The sequence below is a fragment of the Pseudoruegeria aquimaris genome, from assembly GCF_900172235.1.
Classification (GTDB): domain Bacteria; phylum Pseudomonadota; class Alphaproteobacteria; order Rhodobacterales; family Rhodobacteraceae; genus Pseudoruegeria; species Pseudoruegeria aquimaris.
Window position 1 is genome coordinate 1 of sequence record NZ_FWFQ01000032.1, and the last position, 19,224, is coordinate 19,224.

21 protein-coding genes are annotated in these 19,224 nt (G+C 67.8%); 5 read left to right on the forward strand and 16 right to left on the reverse strand.

The window, feature by feature from the left end; genetic code table 11:
- The 4 genes from PSA7680_RS16385 to folD form a co-directional block, all read left to right on the forward strand.
- Positions 1 to 192: transposase (locus PSA7680_RS16385; RefSeq protein ID WP_217808310.1), on the forward strand; the 192-nt coding region annotated here is incomplete at its 5' end.
- Between the two features lie 163 nt (positions 193 to 355).
- On the forward strand, positions 356 to 2,032 hold the full coding sequence (locus PSA7680_RS16390) for a formate--tetrahydrofolate ligase (RefSeq protein WP_085869765.1): 1,677 nt from the start codon (positions 356 to 358) through the stop codon (positions 2,030 to 2,032).
- A gap of 66 nt (positions 2,033 to 2,098) precedes the next feature.
- Positions 2,099 to 2,395: a chorismate mutase gene (locus PSA7680_RS16395; protein ID WP_370738570.1), complete on the forward strand. Its 297-nt coding sequence runs from the start codon at positions 2,099 to 2,101 to the stop codon at positions 2,393 to 2,395.
- 70 nt (positions 2,396 to 2,465) lie between these two features.
- Positions 2,466 to 3,359, forward strand: coding sequence for a bifunctional methylenetetrahydrofolate dehydrogenase/methenyltetrahydrofolate cyclohydrolase FolD (gene folD, locus PSA7680_RS16400; protein WP_085869767.1), 894 nt, complete (start codon positions 2,466 to 2,468; stop codon positions 3,357 to 3,359).
- A gap of 98 nt (positions 3,360 to 3,457) precedes the next feature.
- On the opposite strand, the gene PSA7680_RS16405 is transcribed toward folD, so the two are convergent.
- Positions 3,458 to 3,835: a PaaI family thioesterase gene (locus tag PSA7680_RS16405; protein ID WP_085869792.1), complete on the reverse strand. Its 378-nt coding sequence runs from the start codon at positions 3,833 to 3,835 to the stop codon at positions 3,458 to 3,460.
- Positions 3,836 to 3,881: 46 nt separating this feature from the next.
- Positions 3,882 to 4,676: a crotonase/enoyl-CoA hydratase family protein gene (locus PSA7680_RS16410; RefSeq protein ID WP_085869768.1), complete on the reverse strand. Its 795-nt coding sequence runs from the start codon at positions 4,674 to 4,676 to the stop codon at positions 3,882 to 3,884.
- Between the two features lie 157 nt (positions 4,677 to 4,833).
- On the opposite strand from PSA7680_RS16410, the gene PSA7680_RS16415 reads away from it, so the two are divergent.
- Positions 4,834 to 5,616, forward strand: a complete 783-nt coding sequence (locus tag PSA7680_RS16415) for a hypothetical protein (protein WP_085869769.1) — start codon at positions 4,834 to 4,836, stop codon at positions 5,614 to 5,616.
- Positions 5,617 to 5,713: 97 nt separating this feature from the next.
- Here the strand turns inward: PSA7680_RS16415 and ftsH are convergent, their stop codons facing one another.
- From ftsH to ruvC, 14 genes are all read right to left on the reverse strand, one after another.
- Positions 5,714 to 7,630 (reverse strand): ATP-dependent zinc metalloprotease FtsH, encoded by a 1,917-nt coding sequence (ftsH, locus tag PSA7680_RS16420; protein WP_085869770.1) that lies wholly within the window; start codon positions 7,628 to 7,630, stop codon positions 5,714 to 5,716.
- 81 nt (positions 7,631 to 7,711) lie between these two features.
- A complete protein-coding gene (tilS, locus tag PSA7680_RS16425; RefSeq protein WP_176244170.1) occupies positions 7,712 to 8,953 on the reverse strand; it encodes a tRNA lysidine(34) synthetase TilS in 1,242 nt (413 codons plus the stop codon).
- Positions 8,944 to 9,768: a tol-pal system protein YbgF gene (ybgF, locus tag PSA7680_RS16430; protein ID WP_085869771.1), complete on the reverse strand. Its 825-nt coding sequence runs from the start codon at positions 9,766 to 9,768 to the stop codon at positions 8,944 to 8,946. The genes tilS and ybgF overlap by 10 nt, the downstream gene beginning before the upstream one ends.
- A 23-nt stretch (positions 9,769 to 9,791) precedes the next feature.
- On the reverse strand, positions 9,792 to 10,313 hold the full coding sequence (pal, locus tag PSA7680_RS16435; protein ID WP_085869772.1) for a peptidoglycan-associated lipoprotein Pal: 522 nt from the start codon (positions 10,311 to 10,313) through the stop codon (positions 9,792 to 9,794).
- A 79-nt stretch (positions 10,314 to 10,392) separates the two neighbouring features.
- Complete coding sequence (tolB, locus tag PSA7680_RS16440; protein ID WP_245824705.1) at positions 10,393 to 11,688, reverse strand: Tol-Pal system beta propeller repeat protein TolB; 1,296 nt, start codon at positions 11,686 to 11,688, stop codon at positions 10,393 to 10,395.
- Between the two features lie 38 nt (positions 11,689 to 11,726).
- Positions 11,727 to 12,932, reverse strand: coding sequence for a cell envelope integrity protein TolA (tolA, locus tag PSA7680_RS16445; protein WP_085869773.1), 1,206 nt, complete (start codon positions 12,930 to 12,932; stop codon positions 11,727 to 11,729).
- A 20-nt stretch (positions 12,933 to 12,952) separates the two neighbouring features.
- Positions 12,953 to 13,429, reverse strand: a complete 477-nt coding sequence (gene tolR / locus PSA7680_RS16450; RefSeq protein WP_085869774.1) for a protein TolR — start codon at positions 13,427 to 13,429, stop codon at positions 12,953 to 12,955.
- Positions 13,430 to 13,432: 3 nt separating this feature from the next.
- Positions 13,433 to 14,128: a protein TolQ gene (gene tolQ / locus PSA7680_RS16455; protein WP_085869775.1), complete on the reverse strand. Its 696-nt coding sequence runs from the start codon at positions 14,126 to 14,128 to the stop codon at positions 13,433 to 13,435.
- Positions 14,129 to 14,241: 113 nt separating this feature from the next.
- Positions 14,242 to 14,637 carry a tol-pal system-associated acyl-CoA thioesterase gene (gene ybgC / locus PSA7680_RS16460; RefSeq protein ID WP_085869776.1) on the reverse strand — a complete coding sequence of 132 codons (396 nt, stop codon included), beginning with the start codon at positions 14,635 to 14,637 and terminating at the stop codon, positions 14,242 to 14,244.
- Positions 14,638 to 14,811: 174 nt separating this feature from the next.
- Positions 14,812 to 15,951 carry a porin gene (locus PSA7680_RS16465; RefSeq protein ID WP_085869777.1) on the reverse strand — a complete coding sequence of 380 codons (1,140 nt, stop codon included), beginning with the start codon at positions 15,949 to 15,951 and terminating at the stop codon, positions 14,812 to 14,814.
- A 194-nt stretch (positions 15,952 to 16,145) separates the two neighbouring features.
- The gene (locus tag PSA7680_RS16470) at positions 16,146 to 16,790 is read right to left on the reverse strand and encodes a hypothetical protein (protein WP_085869778.1); all 645 of its coding nucleotides are present in this window, start codon (positions 16,788 to 16,790) and stop codon (positions 16,146 to 16,148) included.
- Between the two features lie 66 nt (positions 16,791 to 16,856).
- The gene (gene ruvB / locus PSA7680_RS16475) at positions 16,857 to 17,885 is read right to left on the reverse strand and encodes a Holliday junction branch migration DNA helicase RuvB (RefSeq protein ID WP_085869779.1); all 1,029 of its coding nucleotides are present in this window, start codon (positions 17,883 to 17,885) and stop codon (positions 16,857 to 16,859) included.
- 3 nt (positions 17,886 to 17,888) lie between these two features.
- A complete protein-coding gene (ruvA, locus tag PSA7680_RS16480; RefSeq protein ID WP_085869780.1) occupies positions 17,889 to 18,569 on the reverse strand; it encodes a Holliday junction branch migration protein RuvA in 681 nt (226 codons plus the stop codon).
- On the reverse strand, positions 18,566 to 19,069 hold the full coding sequence (gene ruvC, locus PSA7680_RS16485) for a crossover junction endodeoxyribonuclease RuvC (protein WP_085869781.1): 504 nt from the start codon (positions 19,067 to 19,069) through the stop codon (positions 18,566 to 18,568). Before ruvC ends, ruvA begins: the two co-directional genes overlap by 4 nt.
- Between the last annotated feature and the right edge of the window lie 155 nt (positions 19,070 to 19,224).

Here is a 19,224-nt window from a genome sequence, read left to right on the forward strand (position 1 = left end):
AACGTCCGCGTGGTCAGGACCGTCGACCGAGACCTCTACCGCGAACGCAACAAGGTCGAACGGTTCTTCAATCGTCTCAAACACTTCCGCGGCATCGCAACGCGATACTTCAAAACCGCAGCAAACTTCCTCGCCGCACTTCACCTCGCTTGCTCAAGGCTCTGGATCAGACATTATGAGTCCACGACCTAGCGGAGAAATCGCCGCCCATCCCGGACGGCCGTTTCCCATCCGAAACCGCATTCGACGAATTCGAGGCCGATTTGGTCGGAAAAGCGCCTTTTGCTCGAATTCCCGGCGCGTATAGCTGTGCAAGACGCCGGGGAAACCGGCCCCAGACAACAGGGATCGCACCATGGGTTACAAATCCGATATCGAAATCGCCCGCGAGGCCAAGAAGCAGCCGATCCAGGAGATCGGCGCCAAGCTCGGCATTCCCGCCGAGGATCTCCTGCCCTACGGCCACGACAAGGCCAAGGTGAGCGAGGCCTTCATCAAGGGGCTCGCGGGGCGCGAGAACGGCAAGCTCATCCTCGTCACCGCGATCAACCCGACGCCGGCCGGCGAGGGCAAGACGACGACGACCGTGGGCCTCGGCGACGGGCTGAACCGCATCGGCAAGAAGGCCGCGATCTGCATCCGCGAAGCCTCGCTCGGCCCCTGCTTCGGCATGAAGGGTGGCGCTGCGGGCGGCGGCTATGCGCAGGTGGTGCCGATGGAGGAGATGAACCTCCATTTCACCGGCGATTTCCACGCCATCACCTCGGCGCACAACCTGCTCTCGGCGATGATCGACAACCACATCTACTGGGGCAATGAGCTTGAGATCGACATCCGCCGCGTGGCCTGGCGCCGCGTGGTGGACATGAACGACCGCGCCCTGCGCCAGATCACCGCCTCTCTGGGCGGCGTGGCCAACGGTTTCCCGCGCGAAGCGGGCTTCGACATCACCGTGGCCTCCGAGGTCATGGCCTGCCTCTGCCTCGCCGACGATCTGGCCGATCTCCAGAAGCGCCTCGGCGACATCATCGTCGCCTACCGCCGCGACCGCTCCCCCGTCTACTGCCGCGATCTGAAGGCCGACGGCGCCATGACCGTGCTGCTGAAGGACGCGATGCAGCCCAACCTCGTGCAGACGCTGGAAAACAACCCCGCCTTCGTGCACGGCGGCCCTTTCGCCAACATCGCCCACGGCTGCAACTCGGTGATCGCCACCAAGACGGCGCTGAAACTGGCCGACTACGTGGTGACGGAAGCCGGTTTCGGGGCCGATCTGGGCGCCGAGAAATTCATGAACATCAAGTGCCGCAAGGCCGGGCTCGCTCCGAGCGCCGTCGTCGTGGTGGCCACGGTGCGCGCGATGAAGATGAACGGCGGCGTGGCCAAGGCCGATCTGGGCGCGGAGAACGTGGAGGCCGTGAAGAAGGGCTGCCCCAACCTTGGCCGCCACATCGAGAACGTGAAATCCTTCGGCGTGCCGGTGGTGGTGGCGATCAACCATTTCGTCACCGACACCGATGCCGAGGTGCAGGCGGTGAAGGATTACGTGGCCAGCATGGGCTCGGAAGCGATCCTCTGCCAGCACTGGGCCAAGGGCAGCGAGGGCACCGAGGAACTGGCCACCCGCGTGGCGCAGATCGCCGATGCCGACATGGCCAACTTCGCGCCGCTCTATCCCGACGAGATGGGGCTGTTCGACAAGATCGAGACCATCGCTAAGCGCATCTACCGTGCCGATGAGGTGCTGGCCGACAAGAAGATCCGCGATCAGCTGCGCCAGTGGGAAGACCAGGGCTACGGCCACCTGCCCGTCTGCATGGCGAAAACGCAATACAGCTTCTCGACCGACCCCAACCTGCGCGGCGCGCCCACCGGCCATTCGGTGCCGGTGCGCGAGGTGCGGCTTTCGGCGGGGGCCGGATTCATCGTGGTGATCTGCGGCGAGATCATGACGATGCCGGGCCTGCCGCGCGTGCCGTCGGCGGAGCAGATCATGCTCAACGCGGACGGTCAGATCGAAGGTCTGTTCTAGGACTTGAGGGGCGGCGCGGAAGGCTCTACAGAACGCGCAGATTTCCACGGTTGGAGAGAAGCGATGATCCGCGCCGCCCAAGACTGCAACAGCATGGCCGAACTGCGCGAGAGCATCGATGCCCTGGATGAACGGATCGTCGCGCTCCTCGCGCAGCGGAAGGGCTACATCGACCGCGCCATCGAACTGAAACCGGCCGAAGGGCTGCCCGCGCGCATCCCGGCCCGCGTGGACGCCGTGCTCGAAAACGTGCGGCGGGCCGCGGCCGAACACGATCTGGACCCGGATCTCGTGGCCGCGCTCTGGACGCAGCTCATCGACTGGTCCATCGCGCGCGAGGCGCAGAAGATCACCCCGGAATGATCCGGGCCCGCCCGGACGCACAGCAGGATCGCCGGGCACCTGAGGCCCGGCAAGGCATCAGGAGACGCACATGACAGCACAGATCATCGACGGCAAGGCCTTCGCGGCCGATGTCCGCGCCAAGGTCGCCACGCAAGTGGCCCGCCTGAAAGAAGAACACGGCATCACGCCGGGGCTCGCCGTGGTGCTGGTGGGCGAGGATCCCGCCAGCCAGGTCTACGTGCGCTCCAAGGGCAAGCAGACGGTGGAAGTGGGGATGAATTCCTACGAGCACCGTCTGGATGCCGATACCTCCGAGGCCGATCTCCTGGCGCTGATCGATCAGCTCAACACCGATCCGGCGGTGCATGGCATCCTCGTGCAACTGCCCTTGCCCGGCCACCTCAACGAGGATCTCGTCATCAATGCCATCGATCCCGCCAAGGACGTGGACGGCTTCCACATCTCCAACGTGGGGCTTCTGGGGACGGGGCAAAAATCCATGGTGCCCTGCACGCCGCTCAGCTGCCTGATGATGCTGCGCGCCCACCACGGCTCGCTCTCCGGGCTCGATGCGGTGGTGATCGGGCGTTCCAACATCGTCGGCAAGCCGATGGCGCAGCTGCTGCTGGGCGACAGCTGCACGGTGACGATCGCCCACAGCCGCACGAAGAACCTGCCCGACGTGGTGCGCCGCGCCGATATCGTGGTGGCCGCCGTGGGCCGGCCCGAGATGGTGCCCGGCGACTGGATCAAGGAAGGCGCCACGGTGATCGACGTGGGCATCAACCGCATCGAGAAGCCCGAGGGCGGCACGCGGCTCGTGGGCGATGTCGATTTCGCCTCCGCGAGCTTGCGCGCCGGCGCGATCACGCCGGTGCCCGGCGGTGTGGGCCCGATGACGATCGCCTGCCTGCTCGCCAACACGCTCACCGCCTGCTGCCGCGCCAACGGGCTGGCGGAGCCCGAAGGGCTGACGGCCTAAAACGATGAGGGACGCGCCCGAGCCTGGGAGGCGCAAATGCGCCCTCCCGGGGGGAGGGTCGGGCGCGGCCCGGCGTTGCCGCCGGGCCAAACAGGCAGTCAACCGCCCGCTTGGGCCCCCACAGGCACCATCGTGCCCTGCATCAGCGCCACCTGCTTCTCCGCGCCATCCTGCACGGCAAAGACCTCGGCCACCACGACGATCAGCCGCCGACCGGGCTTCACCACCCGACCCCGCGCGATCAGATGGGTGCCGATGGCCGGCGCCAGAAGGTTGATCTTCATCTCCGCCGTCACGACCTCCTGCCCGTCCGGCAGCAGCGTGAGCGCCGCATAGCCGGCGGCGCTGTCACCCAGGGCGAACGTCAGCCCTGCGTGGGCAAAACCCTGCTGCTGACTGACCTGGGTGGTGATCGGCGCGCGGATCTCCACCGCGCCTTCCGCCACCGATGCCACCTCGGCCGCGACGTTCCGCATCAGCCCCTGGCGGGCGAAGCTTTCACGGATGCGGGCCTCCACCCGCTCAATCCTTGAACACGGGCGCGCGCTTTTGCATCCCGGCCATCAGGGCTTCCATCTGGTTGGGCTGGCCCAGGATCTCGCCCTGGATCTCGCTTTCAAGCAGCAGGGCCTGTTCGCGGCTGGCCTTTTCGGTGAGCGTTATCAGCCGCTTGGCCGCACGCATGGCATCCGGGCTCTTGCCGGCGATCTCGGCGGCCAGCGCCTGCGCGCGCGCCAGCGGATCGGCCGACACTTCCGTCACCACGCCCCAGGCCTCGGCCTGAAGGCCCTCGAACACCTCTCCGGTATAGGTCAGGCGGCGCAGCAGATCCTGCCGCAGCACCGAAGGAAACAGCACCATGCCCCCCATGTCGGGCACCAGCCCCCAGCGGCTTTCCATGATGGAGAACCTGCAATCGGGGGCGGCGATGCGGATGTCGGCGCCGAACATGATCTGGAACCCGCCGCCGAAGGCATAGCCATGCAACGCGGCGATCACGGGCTGCGGCAGATCCCGCCAGACGAGGCTGACCCGCTGGAAGATGTTCGCATCCCCGTGGCTGCGCGCCATGATGCCGCCGCCCTCGGTGTTGAGCTTCATCAGGTCGGGGAAGCTGGTCACGTCGATCCCGGCACAGAAGGCCTCGCCCGCGCCCGTCAGAACCACGGCGCGCACGTCCTTGCGCGCGGCGAGCGCCTCGCCGGCCTCCACGATCCCGGTGAACATCGCCCGGTCCAGCGCATTGCGCTTCTCGGGGCGGTTCAGCGTGACGGTGGCAACCTGGTTCTCGATGCTGATCGTGACGCGCTCACTCATGGCGGGTTCCTCTCCATCCCAAGGGTTGGCCGAAGCCTGCGGCGGCGCGGCATCAAACTCAAGGGTTTCGTCGCGGCAGACAGGCCGCCATTGATGCCGGGGACGATATGCCTATCATGCTGAAACGAAACGACGACAGCGCGAGGACGCGGCCCCGGTGACCCAGCAGGACAGCTTTTCCTTCCCGATCCTCGTGCGCCGGCCGGACGAGCCGGTGACGCATTTCCAGGTCTTCGGTGACAAGAACTCCGGCACGAATTTCGCCCGCACCCTGATCGGAATGAACACCGAAACGCCCTATCGCCCGATCTACGGCTGGAAACATGGCATTCCGGCCATGGCCGCCTTCGAGCCCGGCGCGCTGATCGTGCTGCTCACGCGCAACGCGGTGGATTGGGCCAAGGGCATGTACCGACAGCCCCACCGAAACCTGCCAGAGGATGGCGACATGCCCTTCTCCGATTTCATCCGCTCGGAATGGCACTCCAGCGTGGGCCGCAAACCCCTGCGCAACTGGACGAAGAAATGGGCGGTGAGCGCAGAGGAAGGCTTCGCCCATCGGGAGTTGCAACTCGATCGCCACCCGATCACGGGCAAGCGGTACGCCGACATTTTCGAGATGCGCCGGGTGAAACTCGCAGCGATGATCGGGATGCGCCACCGCGGAGTGAATTTCGCACTCGCCCGCTTCGAAGACGTGCGCGCAGCGCCGCTGGGCTTCGTCGAAGCGCTGGGGCAGGCTTTCGATCTGCCCATGCTGCCGGAGCCTTCGCTTCCGCTCAAGAAGGTTTCTCCCACGCGCAACAGCCGCCGGATCGCCACCACGCCCGAGACGCTCGCCCCGGACGACATGGCCTACCTGCTGGCGCGGCTTGATCCCGACGTTGAGGCGCAGGCCGGTTACGCCTACGGGCCGGACGGCAGCCCGCGCCTGCTCTGACAGCGGCCTTGGAAGGCAGTTCCACGGGCATTTCACCGCTCCAACAAGAAACGCCGCCGGGTTTCCGGCGGCGTTTCGTCATCGGCTGCGTGCGGCCTCAGGCGGAGGGCTCGGGCTCCATCCCGCCATCCGGCTTGCGCTTGGGCTTGGTCTTCGGGATCGCGGTGAGCGAAGGCGCGTTGCCGCTGGTGGGGGTGTCGTCTTCATCGTCCCCCCGGTTGAGCGGCTCGCCCGCGATCACGCGGGTGATCTCGTTGCCGGTGAGCGTTTCGTATTCCAGCAGGCCCTGCGCCAGGCGCTCAAGGTCGTCGCGCTTCTCGGTGAGGATGCGCTTGGCCGTTTCGTAGCCTTCGTCCACGATGCGGCGCACCTCGGCGTCGATCTTCTCCTGGGTTTCGGGCGAGGCATTGGCCTGCCCCTGGTAGTTGCCCAGGTAGGATTGCTGCTCGTTGGCGTAGTCGATGTTGCCCAGGGCATCGGACATGCCGAACTGCGTCACCATCGCCCGTGCGATCTTGGTGACCTGCTGGATGTCGGAGGCCGCGCCGGAGGTCACGTTCTCCTTGCCGAACACAAGCTCCTCGGCGACCTTGCCGCCCATCGCCATGGCGATCTTGGAGGTATACTTGGTGTAGGTCACGCTCAGCTGGTCGCGCTCGGGCAGGCTCAGCACCAGCCCCAGCGCACGGCCGCGCGGGATGATGGTGGCCTTGTGGATCGGATCGTGCTGCGGCACGTTCAGCCCCACGATCGCGTGGCCGGCCTCGTGGTAGGCGGTCAGTTTCTTCTCGTCCTCGGACATGACCATGGAGCGGCGTTCGCTGCCCATCATCACCTTGTCCTTGGCGTTCTCGAAATCCTCCATCGTCACGAAGCGGCGCCCGACGCGGGCGGCCATCAGCGCGGCCTCGTTCACGAGGTTGGCCAGATCGGCGCCCGAGAAACCGGGGGTGCCGCGCGCGATGATGCGCAGATCCACGTCCGGGCCCAGCGGCACCTTGCGGGCGTGCACGCCGAGGATCTTCTCGCGGCCCTTGATGTCGGGGTTCGGAACCTGCACCTGGCGGTCGAAGCGGCCCGGGCGCAGCAGCGCCGGGTCCAGAACGTCGGGGCGGTTGGTGGCGGCGACGATGATGATGCCCTCGTTGGCCTCGAAACCGTCCATCTCCACCAGGAGCTGGTTCAGCGTCTGTTCACGCTCGTCGTTGCCACCGCCGTAGCCCACGCCACGGGAGCGGCCCACGGCGTCGATCTCGTCGATGAAGACGATGCAGGGCGCGTTCTTCTTGGCCTGCTCGAACATGTCCCGCACGCGGCTTGCGCCCACGCCGACGAACATCTCCACGAAGTCGGAACCGGAGATGGTGAAGAAGGGCACGCCGGCCTCGCCCGCGATGGCGCGGGCCAGCAGCGTCTTGCCGGTGCCCGGCGGGCCCACCAGCAGCGCGCCTTTGGGGATCTTGCCGCCCAGACGGGAGAATTTCTGCGGGTTGCGCAGGAATTCCACGATCTCTTCCAGCTCGTCCTTGGCTTCGTCGATACCGGCCACGTCGTCGAAGGTGACCCGGCCGTGCTTCTCGGTCAGAAGCTTGGCGCGGGATTTGCCGAAGCCCATGGCTCCGCCGCGGCCACCGCCCTGCATCCGGTTCATGAAATAGATCCAGACCCCGATCAGCAGCGCGAAGGGCAGAAGCGTCATCAGGAAGGAGGTGAACCCCGACTGCTGCTGCGGCTTGGCCATGACCGGAACGTTGTTCTCGATCAGGAAGTTGGTCACTTCCGCGTCATCGGGGCGGATGGTGATGTAATCGTTGCCGTCGTTGCCGCGGAACAGGACCTTTTCGCCGTCCAGCGTCACCGAGGCGACATTGCCGCCCTCCACCGAAGTCACGAACTCCGAATAGCTCTTGCTCGCGGTGTTGATCGCGGAATTGTTGCCGCTGAACAGGTTGAACAGCGCCAGGATCAGCAGGAATGCCACGACCCAGAAGGCGATGTTTCGTGCGTTGCCCAAGGGAAATCTCCTCAAAACTCTTGGGGCCGGCGAGCGATGGCTCCCGGCCGTCACCTTAAAATAAGGATCATGAAGGTTTCTTCAATGCGATAAAATGGAAGCGAAGAAACCGGCCTCGCCGCCGAGGAGCCCGATGGCCCCTGCCGGGCCATGCCCGGCGAGGGGCGCGCAGAGCAGAGTCTCGCCGCGCCAGAGCGCCGGAGAGGCCAGCAGGCTTGCCCGCGGCATGCCCGTGACGTGCCGGTTTTCGCATTGCGCCAGCCCCGTTTCACCGAGCGGCGCGAGCCTGTCGCCCGGCTCCCACGGGCCCTGCACCACCCAGCGGCCGTCCCAGGGGCCCGGCGCGGCGCAGCTTTGCGCGGCCACGGCGGCCGGCTCCCGGCAGATGCGCAGGCGGGGGCCTTCCGGCAGAAGAAGGCAGCCGTGCAGGGTGCGGCGGCGCCCCTGCCGGGCGGCCTCATGGGCCGCCTGAAGCGCCTGCAGGCGCGGGCGGTATTCCGCCGAGGAGACCCAGCAGAGCGCGTGGGCGAGCAGTCGCAGGCGGGTCTCTTCCGGGCTTACGGCAAGGCCGGCAGCGTCGAAAAGCACGTCCCCGCCCTGTACCCGGGCGATGCGTTGCGCGGTCTCGTGGGCCAGATGGGCCAGGGCGGCGCGCGCCCGGGCCATCGCCTGCGCCGTTTCCGCCAGCCGCTCCGCCCGCAGGCCGAGCGTGGCAATCGCGTGCCGCGCGCGCACCCGCGCGAAGCGCGTGTCCTCGTTGCTTGGATCCTCCACCCAGTCCGCGCCGATCGCGGCGAGGTAGCGGCGCAGATCCGCGCGGCCCACCGCCAGCAGCGGACGCAGCCACGTAATGCCGTCAGACCGGCTTTCCGGCGCCATCGCAGCCAGGCCATCCACCCCTGAGCCGCGCTCAAGGCGCATCAGCAGGGTTTCGGCCTGATCGTCACGCGTGTGGCCGAGGGCCACGGCCGACAGGCCCTCGGTCCGCGCCCAATCGGCAATCAGTCTCCGGCGGGCGCGGCGGGCGGCATCCTGGAGATTGCCCTGCCCGTCCCATCCCTGCCAGCGCAGCACCCGGTGCGGCAGGCCGAGCCGGGCGCAGAGCGCGGCCACGCCGGCGGCCTCCTGCGCGGATGCGGCGCGCAGCCCGTGATCCACCGTCACCACGTGCAGGCGCGCGGCCGGGAAGTGCTCGGCCAGCCCATGCAGCAGCGCCACGGAATCCCCGCCCCCGGAAACGGCGATGCCGAGCCTTTCGGGCTCGGCAAGGGTTTCGGGCCAGGCGGGCCGGCCGATGATCTGCTGGAAGCGGCTCAGCTGCACCCGAGGCTCTGCATGGTGATCTGCGCGTTCTGCACCACCGGTGCCGCCGGGAAGCGCGCCTCGACCTCGCCCAGGGTCACACAGGCCTCGTTCGTCTGGCCGAGCGCACCGAGGGAAACGCCGAGCTTGTAGAGCGCATCCGGCGCCAGCGCGCCGTCGGGCGTGCCGGAGAAGCTTTCGAGGAACGCCCGCGCGGCGGCGGACATCTCTCCGAGGGCTTCGTGGGCCTGGCCGCGCAGGTAGTGGGCCTCGGCGCTCAGGGGGCTGCCGGGGTAGGTCTGTGTGAAAGCCTGGAACTGGTCCGCTGCGGTGCGGAAATCGCCGGCCTCGAAAGCGGCTTTCGCGGTGTCGAAATCCGCCTGCTCGCCGATCGCAAGCTCGGGGCCTTCGCCCGGCAGCGGCACCGCGGGGGCCGGCGCCGGCGTGCCTTCCAGCCCGCCCAGCGTGGTGGTTTCGCCCAACTGGCTGAGATCGCCGCCTTCCAATTCCACGAGCCGGAATTCCAGATCGCCGATGCGGTTGGTGCCATCCTGCACCACCGCGTTCAGGCGGAACTCCAGATCCTCCGTGGCCGAGGTCAGCCGCTGCACCTCCCGCTCGATGGCATCGAGCCGCTCCAGCGGCGTGTTGCCGCCGAGATTGCTGCCGGGCGCGCCGGTGGTGGACAGCTCGCGTTTGAGTTTCTGGATCTCGATGTAGAGGACCGAAAGCTCCTGCCGGATGTCGGCCAGCGTCTGCGCCCGATCCTGGGCGAAGCCGGCCTGCGCGGGCAGAAGGGCCACCGAAAGCACCAGCGCCGAGAACACGCGTTTCATCGCTCTTCCCCTCGCCAGCCGGATCAGCTCGAAAGCCCGCCCGCGGCCAGCACCGTCACGGCGCGGCGGTTCTGGGAGTAGCAGCTCTCCTCGGAGCAGATTTCCAGCGGGCGTTCCTTGCCGTAGGTCACCGTCTTGAGCCGGTTGGCGGCGACGCCGCGCGAGATCAGGTATTCGTTCACCGCGTTGGCCCGGCGGGCGCCGAGCGCGAGGTTGTATTCGCGCGTGCCCTGCTCGTCGGCGTGGCCCTCGATCACGGCGGTGTATTCCGGGTTCTGCGCCAGCCACTGGGCCTGCGCGTTCAGGGTGTTGCGGGCCACGTCGTTCAGCGTGCTCTGATCCACCTCGAAGAGCACGCGATCGCCGACGGCCTGCTGGAAATAGGCGATGGACGTCGGGTCCGACACGCTGCCCGCGGCGCCGCCGTTCAGCCCGTAGGCCGAGGGGTCGATCGTCTCGGTGCCGCCGTCGCCGAAACGGTTGTTGGAACAGGCCCCCACCGCGAGCGCCGCGATCAGCAGTCCTGCTTTCGTCACATGTTTCATCGGGTTTGCCCCCTGCCTTGTGCTTCTTGGCTCGATGGCCGTGAGAGTAGCACCTCCGCCCCGGCTTGGGAACGGAGGATCAGTTCTGCAATGGCGACCACGCCGGATCCGAGGCCGCCCCCGGCGTCGGCACCCGCTTGAGGTTGCGCCCGGAGATGTCGACCGAGTAGAGCGCCGGCTGCCCGTTGGCCCCCGAGGTGGCGCGGGTGAACATGATCACCCGCCCGTTGGGCGACCAGGTGGGCCCCTCGTCGAGGAAGGACGAGGTGAGCAGCCGCTCCTCGCTGCCGTTCGTGCGCATCACGCCGATGTGGAACCGGCCCTTGTTCTGCTTGGTGAAGGCGATCAGATCGCCGCGCGGGGACCAGACCGGCGTGCCGTAGCGGCCTTCGCCCATGCTGATGCGGCGGGCCTCGCCGCCGTTGGCGTCCATCACGTAGAGCTGCTGGGTGCCGGAACGATCGCTCTCGAAGACGATCTGGCGGCCGTCAGGCGAGTAGCTCGGCGCGGTCTCGATGGAGGGGGCGTTGGTCAGCCGGCGCTGCTGCCCGGTGGCGAGGTTCATCGTGTAGATGTCGGTGTTGCCGCCGGTGGTGAGCGAGAAGACGACCGTTCCGCCGTCCGGCGAGAAGCGCGGCGCGAAGCTCATGGCGCCGGCCTGATCGCCCAGGATGCGGCGGCCCACGGTGGCGACATCCAGCAAGTAGACGCGCGGAAAGCCGGTTTCATAGGAGGTGTAGAGCACGCGGTCGCCCGTGGGCGAGAAGCGCGGCGCCAGCACGATGGCGGAGCTGTCGGTGAGATACTGCACGTTCGCCCCGTCGTAATCCATGATCGCAAGCCGCTTCTGGCGCGCGTCCTTGGGGCCGGATTCGCTGACGAAGACGACCCGGCTGTCGAAATAGCCGCTTTCGCCGGTGACGCGCGAATAGACGGCATCCGAGACCTTGTGCGCCATCCGGCGCCAGCTGTCGGTGGTGCCTGAGAACTGGAGCCCCTTGCCCAGCGGCGCGCCGGAGAAAACGTCGAAGAGCCGGAACTTCACCGTCAGGCGGTTGCCGTCCACCGCCACCGCGCCTGTGATCAGCGCCTCGGCGTTGATTGCCTTCCAGTCGGCGTATTGCACCGGGCTGTCGAAGCTCGTGACATTGGCGATGTAGGCGGACGCCGGGATTTCGCGGAACAGGCCCGAGCCGGTCAGATCGTCCGCGATCACGCGGGCAATGTTGCGCGCGTATTCGGTGGCCGCTGCATTCTCGGCGATGAAATCGGGCACCGCGTAGGGCAGCGGCTCGATCACGCCGTCGGTGATTTCAATCCGGAGCGGCCCGTTCTGGGCTTTCACGGGCGCGGCGAACCACGCCACCCCGCCCATGGCGAGCGCCGCAGCGGCGATCAGGAGTTTCGAACGGATCATTTGAACCTCATCTTCTCCGGGTTGAATACCATCTCGATCTCGCGCCAGTGATCATATTTCTCGCTCGGCAGCGCAAAACCTTTCGCGCCGCAGCGGATGATCGCCCGGCGGGCGGCCTCGTAGGCCTGACGGGCGGCGGCCTCGTCTCCCCCTTCGTAGCCGATCATGCGGATCGACGCGATCTCGGGCTTGGCCTCCCGCGTCATGGCGACGGCAAGGGTGACGGTCGTCTTCAGCGCTTCCGTGGAGAGCGAGCCGACGTTCCAGCACTGGGAGATCTGCGCGATCAGGGAGTCCTTCTCGCCCGAGCTCAGCGGCGGGCCGGCGGGGGCGGAACTGGAGGCAGGCGCCGTTTCGCCGCCGCCGGCGAGGCCGGCGAGCGCGGCGGCCACGGCGGCATCCACGGCGGCCTGATCGGCGTTGTCGGGGGCAGGCTCCTGCGCCGGGGCGGACGCGGGCTGCGGCGCTTCGGCGGCGCGCGTGGGGCGCGGCGGGCGTGCGGGCGGGCGGGCCGAGGTGACGGGCGCGGCACTGGGCGGCGGCGTCGGCGCAGTTTCCGGCTGCTCCTCGGCCTCCGTCACGATGCGCGTCGAAGATTCCTCCGGCGCGGTGGCCTCCTGGGCCTCCTGCACGATCTCGGCCTCGGGTTCGGGCACCGGGGCGGCCTCTTGGCGGGTCTCGGTGTCGATCGTGGCCTCGGGGCTGGGCTCCGGGGTCGGCTGTGGGGCCACGCGCGGCGCGGGCTTGGGGCTGGACTGCGGCGCGTTGGGCAGCAGGACGGCCACGTCCTCGGAAGGGCTCACCGGCGCGGGCGGCGGCGCATCGGCCACCTCCGCCTCAGGCGCAGGCGCCAGTTCGGAAAGATCGGGAGCGGCATCGGGAGCGTCCGGGGTGTCCGGCACGGCAGGCTCGCTGCGCGGCGTCTCTTCGGGCGCGGCGGCCTCGGGCTGCGGCGCCGCCGCGGGCGCCTCGGGCGCCTCGGGCGCATCCGGTTCGCTCTGCGGCACCTCGGGCGCGGCTTCGAGCGGCGCATCGGCCACCGGTTGCGGCGTGAACAACTGGGCGAACTCCTCGCCCGAAATCAGCGACACCTCGGCCACCTCGACTTCCGGCAGGGCATCCTGCGACAGCCAGCCGCCGAAGAACATCCAGCCGATGAGCGCCACATGCCCGACGCCCGAGATCTTCTGTCCGGTGTTCAACGCCACGCGCCCGCGCCCCGCTAGCCGCCCTGGCCGTCAAGGCTGGGGCCACCCGTATCGGTGACGAGGCCGATGTTGTTGAACCCGCCCGCGTTGAGCGCGCCCATCACCTGCACGACCCGCTCGTAGGGGATCGCGCCATCGGCCCGCAGGAACACCTTGTCGGAGGTGCGCTCCGCCGCCACCGCGCGCAGCTTGGGGATCAGATCCTCGGGCGCGATCGGCGTTGTCTGGAGGATCAATTCGCCCTCCTGCGTGAGCGTGATCGCCAGCGGCTCCTCCTGCTCGGTGGGCAGCGCGTTGGCCGCCGTGCGCGGCAGTTCCACCGGCACGCCCACGGTGAGAAGCGGCGCGGCGACCATGAAGATGATCAGCAGCACCAGCATCACGTCCACGAAGGGCGTGACGTTGATCTCGCTCATGGCCGCGCTGCGGCGGCCCGAGCGGCGCCGGCGGCGGTTGCCGCCCGACGGCTTCTGGATGACACCGGCCCCCATGGATCAGCTGTCCAGCTGGCGGGAAAGGATGGTGGCGAACTCGTCGGCGAAGGCCTCGTAGCCACTGATGATGTGATCGGCATCCGCGGAGAGCTTGTTGTAGAAGATCACCGCGGGGATGGCCGCCAGCAGCCCCAGACCGGTGGCCAGCAGCGCCTCGGCGATCCCCGGCGCCACCACCGCGAGGTTGGTGTTCTGCTCCTGCGCGATCTCCACGAAGGCGTTCATGATCCCGATCACCGTGCCGAACAGGCCGATGAAGGGCGCGGTGGAACCCACCGTCGCCAGGAGAGACAACCCGCTGTTGAGCCGTTCGCTCTCCTTGGCGATGGCCACGTCCATGCTGCGGTCGATGCGCGCCTGCGCACCGGCGATCAGCCCGCCGTCCTGCCGGTGGCTGCGGCGCCACTCGATCATCCCGGCGGCAAAGACCTTCTCGGAGGCGCCTTCGGGCGTGGGGCCGATCTTCTCGAACAGCTCGTCCAGCGGCTCGCCCGACCAGAACGCCCGGTCGAACACCGCCGCCTCCGCCCGCGCGGCGCGGAAGGCGATGAGTTTCTGGATGATCGTGGACCAGGACCAGAAGGAGGCGATCACGAGGATCACCATCACCAGCTTCACGGTCAGCGTTGCACGCAGGAAAAGCGCGAGGATCGAGAAGTCGATCTCCTGCGCCATCGCAAGGGTTTCGGTTTCCATATGCCTGCTCTTGTTGCGGTTGGCCGATGACTCCGGCTCTGATTGACGCCGAATCTACAGCAGTTTCAACGCGAACGCCACAGAATGCGCAGGATGCGGCGAATTTCGCCGCTTCAATGCAGAAGCAGGCGGATATTCGCCGGCAGCCGGGCCGGTTGCCCCGCTTCGTTGATCAGCACCACCGTGAGCCGCGCGGTGAAGATCTTTTCGCCGGCGCGCAGGATTTCCTGCCAGAACTGGATCCGCGCGCCCGTCACGGCCTCGATGCAGGTGCGCACCTCGAGCTGGTCGCCGAATTTGGCGGCCGCGAGGTATTCCGCTTCGATCCGGCGCACGACGAAAGCAAGGCCCTCGTCCTCCTTCATCGCGCCCTGATCGACGCCGAGTTCGCGCACCATGGTGGAGCGCGCCCGCTCGATGAAGCGCAGGTAGTTGGCGTGGTAGACGACGCCGGCCATGTCGGTGTCTTCGTAGAACACTTCGACGGGGTAGCTGTGGATCTGGCTCATGAAACGCTTCCTGCTGCGATGTCCTCCGCCCCCCTGATAGGCAGGCGCGCGCATCGGGGCAAGCGCCCTGCCCGCCTGCAGCGGCGCCCGGCATCGGCTCACCGCAAACGGGCGGCCCCCAAGAGGAAGGCCGCCCGTCATCATGCATGGCGTTTCACCGAAAGGTGGCCGCGCTCAGAACTTCCAGCGCAGGCCGCCCATGATGGCGGTGCCGTCCTTGTAGTCGGCGCTGGCCCCGTCGAACTTGTACTCGCGGATGGCGCCGTAGACTTCGAGGTTCTGGCGATCGAAGTTCTGCACCACGGCCAGCCCCACGGAGCGGCTGTCGGCCCCGGCCTCGAACACGTCCGCACCGCTGTAGTAGTCCACCGAGAAGGCCGTGGCGCCGGCCTTGAACCAGTTCTGCTGGTAGCCGGCCTTGACGTAGCCGTAGGTGGAGTCGCGATCGGCGGAGGTGCGGCCGCCGGCCACGGCGAGGCTCAGGCCCGAAGGTTGGTGCAGCACCGCCGCGGAGCCGGAAAGCACCTCTTCGTCATCGCCGTTCCAGGCGTAGCCGATGCCCGAGGCGAAGGCGTAGTCGCCGTAGGTCCTGGCGTAGCGCACGGCGAGATCGTAGTAGTCGTTGCTGTCGTCGTCGGCCAGCACCTCCTGCCCGTAGGCGCCGGAGAAGGTGAAGCCGTTGTAGCTGGCCGAGTCATAGCGCACGCGGAAGCGGCGGGCGCCGTCCATGTTGTCGAAGTGGTCAGAGACCTTGCCCCCGGTGAAGCCGCCCATCGCGTCGCGCACCAGCTGGCCGCCGGCCATATCCGAGACCGCCACCCCGGCGATCACCCCGGTGCCGGAGAAATCCGCTCCGGTGATGCCGTCTGTCGCCATGGAGCCCTGACCGAAGGAAAACGTGCCGTAAGCCTCGGAGGCGAAGGACATTTCGAGGTGGCGGATGTCGGTCTGATCGAAGGCCCAGCCGCCGTCCTTGTCCTTGATGTTCACCGAGGAAGTGGAGGACGGCGTGATCCCCAGCTCGATCTTCGTGCCCATGGACCAGCCGGAGCTGAGGCCCGTCTCCGTCTCGATGCCGATGCGCGAGCCGGAGTTGGCGTTGTCCACCGGGAAGTAGGTGGAGGACTCGATGCCGTCGTCGTAGGAGAGGATCCCCTGGTTGATCTGGCCGTAGATCGTGACCTTGGTGTTGCCGAAGGCCTTGGACAGATCGGTGTTGATCTGGTTGATCCAGTCGATTTCCTCGGAGAGGGCGGGAAAGCCGAAGGTGGCGACGCTCGCCGTCGTGGCCAGCAGGATCTTGGACTTGCTCATGTCTATCCCCGTTCACACCGGCCCCGCTGCCCGTGGGGGCGCCGAAGCCGCGTGCTGTTTCAGTCGGTTGACGAGCGGCTGTTGCGCGCTCACCACTGATCTACGATTTTGTCATCCGAAGTTGAAGTTTAATTTGACAACCACGGTTGCAATAGGCGGGAACCCGCCATTTCGCCCGGGCAGCCTGGCGGGAGTCAGCTTTGGGGGCGGGCCTGAAGGCGGGCGTAGAGCCGCAGCGCATGGGCCGGGGTGTCGGCATGGGCAGGGAGCACCGGATCGTAGGCGGCGCGGATCACGGCGGCGATTTCGGGCCGCAGCACGGCGGTGCCGCTGTCGGGCAGCAGGGCCAGCGGGCTGCTTCGGTGGAAGGCACGATCCGACCAAAGCAGCACCGACTGCACAACCTGGCTCAGCGCCAGCGTGTCGGCCGGCATCTCAGACAGCACCGCATCCATGCGCAGGAAGACGAAACAGGCCTGGATGGCGCCCTGCTCGTCGAAGCGGAAAATCCGGTACTGGTTGGCCTCGGCGGCCTGAAGCCGGGCCACGAGATCGGGCAGTTCCGGCACGAGCCGGTCGAGGTTGGGCGTGTCCAGAAGCTCCTGCCAGTCGCGCATGAAGAAGACCATCAGGTTGGCGCCCAGTTCCGGGTCCGTCTCCGCCATCTTGTGGCCCGCCATCGCCACCACGGCCTCGATCGCGCCCTTGATGACGGAGAGCGTCGCGTCCTCCACCCCGAACACCACGGGCACGATCGGGCGGCCCCAGCGGGAGAAGGCGAAGCTTTCGTCGCTGCGGGTGAAGAGGGCTTCAACGTCTTCGGGGGTGAGATCGGGCATCGGACACTCCTGCGGGCGGGTTGCGGCCCACGGCATACGCGCTCGGGCGCGCCGCTTCAAGCCGGGCTACTTGCCGAAGAGATCCGACTGCCCTTCGCGTTTCGGGGCCTCCAGCCCCAGGTGCTGCCAGCCCTTGCGCGCCAGCATGCGGCCGCGCGGGGTGCGCTGCACGAGGCCCTGCTGCAGCAGGTAGGGCTCGATCACCTCCTCGAGCGCGTCCCGGCTCTCCGACAGCGCCGCGGCGATGGTCTCGATCCCCACCGGGCCACCGCCGTAGTTCTCGGCGATGAGGGTGAGGTAGCGCCTGTCCGCGCCGTCCAGCCCGAGCGAATCCACCCCGAGCCGCCGGAGCGCGTTGTCGGCGATCTCGCGGGTGACCTTGCCATCGCCCTCGACCACGGCGAAATCCACCACCCGGCGCAGAAGCCGGCCCGCAATCCGGGGGGTGCCGCGGGCACGGCGGGCGATCTCCATCGCGCCGTCGGGCGTGGCCGGTGCGCCCAGCAGGCGGGCGGAGCGGGTGACGATCTCGTTCAGCTCCTGCACCGTGTAGAACTGAAGCCGCGTCGGGATGCCGAAGCGATCGCGCAGGGGGGTGGTGAGCAGGCCGAGCCGCGTGGTGGCGCCCACCAGCGTGAAAGGCTGCAGTTCGATGCGCACGGTGCGCGCGGCAGGCCCTTCACCGATCACCAGATCCAGCTCGTAATCCTCCATCGCCGGGTAGAGCACCTCCTCCACGGCCGGGTTCAGACGGTGGATCTCGTCGATGAAGAGCACGTCGCGCGCTTCGAGGTTGGTCAGGATCGCCGCCAGATCGCCGGCCTTCGCCAGCACCGGACCGCTTGTCATCCGGAAGGAAACCCCCAGTTCGCGCGCCATGATCTGGGCGAGGGTCGTCTTGCCGAGGCCCGGCGGGCCGTAGAACAGCGTGTGATCCATCGCCTCGCCCCGGCGCCGCGCGCTTTCGATGAAGACGCGCAGGTTGGCGCGGGCCTCGGCCTGGCCGATGAACTCCTCCAACGCCTGCGGGCGCAGGGCGCGGTCCATGTCGCCGGGTTGCGGTTCGGGGCGCAGGGTGGGATCGGGCTCGCTCATCTATCAGCCTTTCGGGGCCAGTTTGCGCAGGGCGGCGCGGATCAGGGATTGCGCATCGGCCTCGGGCAGTTCGCCCGCCACCTCGGCCACCGCGGCCGCCGCTTCGGAGGGCGCGTAGCCGAGATTGGTGAGGGCGGACAGCGCGTCCGACTGCGCCGCCGCGCTGCCGGAGGGCTTTTTCGCGGATCGCGCCGGCCGCGCCGGGGCGGGCTCCGCCGGCTCGACCACGGCCTCCGCCTCGGCCTCAAGCGTCTCGCCCAGCGAGCCGGCCATGGCCATCACCGCGGGGGCCTTGTCCTTCAGTTCGATCACCACCCGCTGCGCCGTCTTCGGGCCGATCCCCTTGGCCGCCTTGATCGCGGCCTGATCCCCGAGCGCGATCGCACGGGAGACACCCTCGGGCCCGAGCGTGCCGAGGATGGCGAGCGAGGCTTTCGCGCCGATGCCCTGTACGCCCATCAGCAGGCGGTGCCATTCCTTTTCCACCAGCGAGGTGAAGCCGAAGAGCTGCATCAGATCCTCGCGCACCAGCAGATCCGTGTAGAGCGCCACCACCTCGCCCACCGGCGGCAGGCTGGCGAGCGTGCGCTCGGAGACATGGACGATGTAGCCCACGCCGCGCACGTCGATCATCACGTGGTCGGAGCCCTTGTAGTCGATGCGGCCCGTCAGCTTGCCGATCATGCGCCTGCCTTTCTGAGTGCTTTCTGCCGGTTGCCCGTCTGCGCGTGGAAGGCGTGGCAGATGGCGATGGCCAGCGCATCCGCGGCATCGGCGCCGGCGAGCTTCACGCCGGGCAGCTGCAGCTTGACCATGTGCTGGACCTGCTCCTTGGCGGCATGGCCCACGCCCACCACCGTTTTCTTCACCGCGTTGGGCGCATATTCCCCCACCGACAGCCCGGCCTGCGCCGGCACCAGCAGCGCGATGCCCCGCGCCTGCCCCAGCTTCAGCGTGCCCACGGCGTCCTTGTTGACGAAGGTCTGCTCCACGGCGGCGGTGTCGGGCTGGTAGGTGGCGAGGATGTCCGTCAGCTCGCGGTGGAGCTGGTGCAGCCGTTCGGCCAAAGCGCCGGGCACGGAATGGATGATGCCGTTGGCCACATGGGTGAGTCGCGATCCCTCCGCGTCAATCACCCCCCAGCCCATGTTCCGAAGCCCCGGATCGATGCCCAAAACCCGCATACTGCCCTGCCCGATACGATTTTTTTCAACGAGTAGCACGAAACGCGAACATTTGCCAATGGCGCCGGCGACGATGCTTGTGATCACAAATTCGCATCAAAAGGTGGAAAAGCGACATCAAGGGCCGGATTCCGGCCTGAAAACGACACCCCGCC

Excerpts from the sequence above, each read along its gene's own strand:
- PSA7680_RS16390 (WP_085869765.1), top strand. The coding sequence starts at position 356 with ATGGGTTACAAATCCGATATCGAAATCGCCCGCGAGGCCAAGAAGCAG.
- folD (WP_085869767.1), top strand. The coding sequence starts at position 2,466 with ATGACAGCACAGATCATCGACGGCAAGGCCTTCGCGGCCGATGTCCGC.
- PSA7680_RS16405 (WP_085869792.1), bottom strand. The coding sequence starts at position 3,835 with ATGCGGAACGTCGCGGCCGAGGTGGCATCGGTGGCGGAAGGCGCGGTG.
- PSA7680_RS16410 (WP_085869768.1), bottom strand. The coding sequence starts at position 4,676 with ATGAGTGAGCGCGTCACGATCAGCATCGAGAACCAGGTTGCCACCGTC.
- ybgF (WP_085869771.1), bottom strand. The coding sequence starts at position 9,768 with ATGAAACGCGTGTTCTCGGCGCTGGTGCTTTCGGTGGCCCTTCTGCCC.
- pal (WP_085869772.1), bottom strand. The coding sequence starts at position 10,313 with ATGAAACATGTGACGAAAGCAGGACTGCTGATCGCGGCGCTCGCGGTG.
- tolB (WP_245824705.1), bottom strand. The coding sequence starts at position 11,688 with ATGGGCGGGGTGGCGTGGTTCGCCGCGCCCGTGAAAGCCCAGAACGGG.
- tolR (WP_085869774.1), bottom strand. The coding sequence starts at position 13,429 with ATGGGGGCCGGTGTCATCCAGAAGCCGTCGGGCGGCAACCGCCGCCGG.
- tolQ (WP_085869775.1), bottom strand. The coding sequence starts at position 14,128 with ATGGAAACCGAAACCCTTGCGATGGCGCAGGAGATCGACTTCTCGATC.
- ybgC (WP_085869776.1), bottom strand. The coding sequence starts at position 14,637 with ATGAGCCAGATCCACAGCTACCCCGTCGAAGTGTTCTACGAAGACACC.
- PSA7680_RS16465 (WP_085869777.1), bottom strand. The coding sequence starts at position 15,951 with ATGAGCAAGTCCAAGATCCTGCTGGCCACGACGGCGAGCGTCGCCACC.
- PSA7680_RS16470 (WP_085869778.1), bottom strand. The coding sequence starts at position 16,790 with ATGCCCGATCTCACCCCCGAAGACGTTGAAGCCCTCTTCACCCGCAGC.
- ruvB (WP_085869779.1), bottom strand. The coding sequence starts at position 17,885 with ATGAGCGAGCCCGATCCCACCCTGCGCCCCGAACCGCAACCCGGCGAC.
- ruvA (WP_085869780.1), bottom strand. The coding sequence starts at position 18,569 with ATGATCGGCAAGCTGACGGGCCGCATCGACTACAAGGGCTCCGACCAC.
- ruvC (WP_085869781.1), bottom strand. The coding sequence starts at position 19,069 with ATGCGGGTTTTGGGCATCGATCCGGGGCTTCGGAACATGGGCTGGGGG.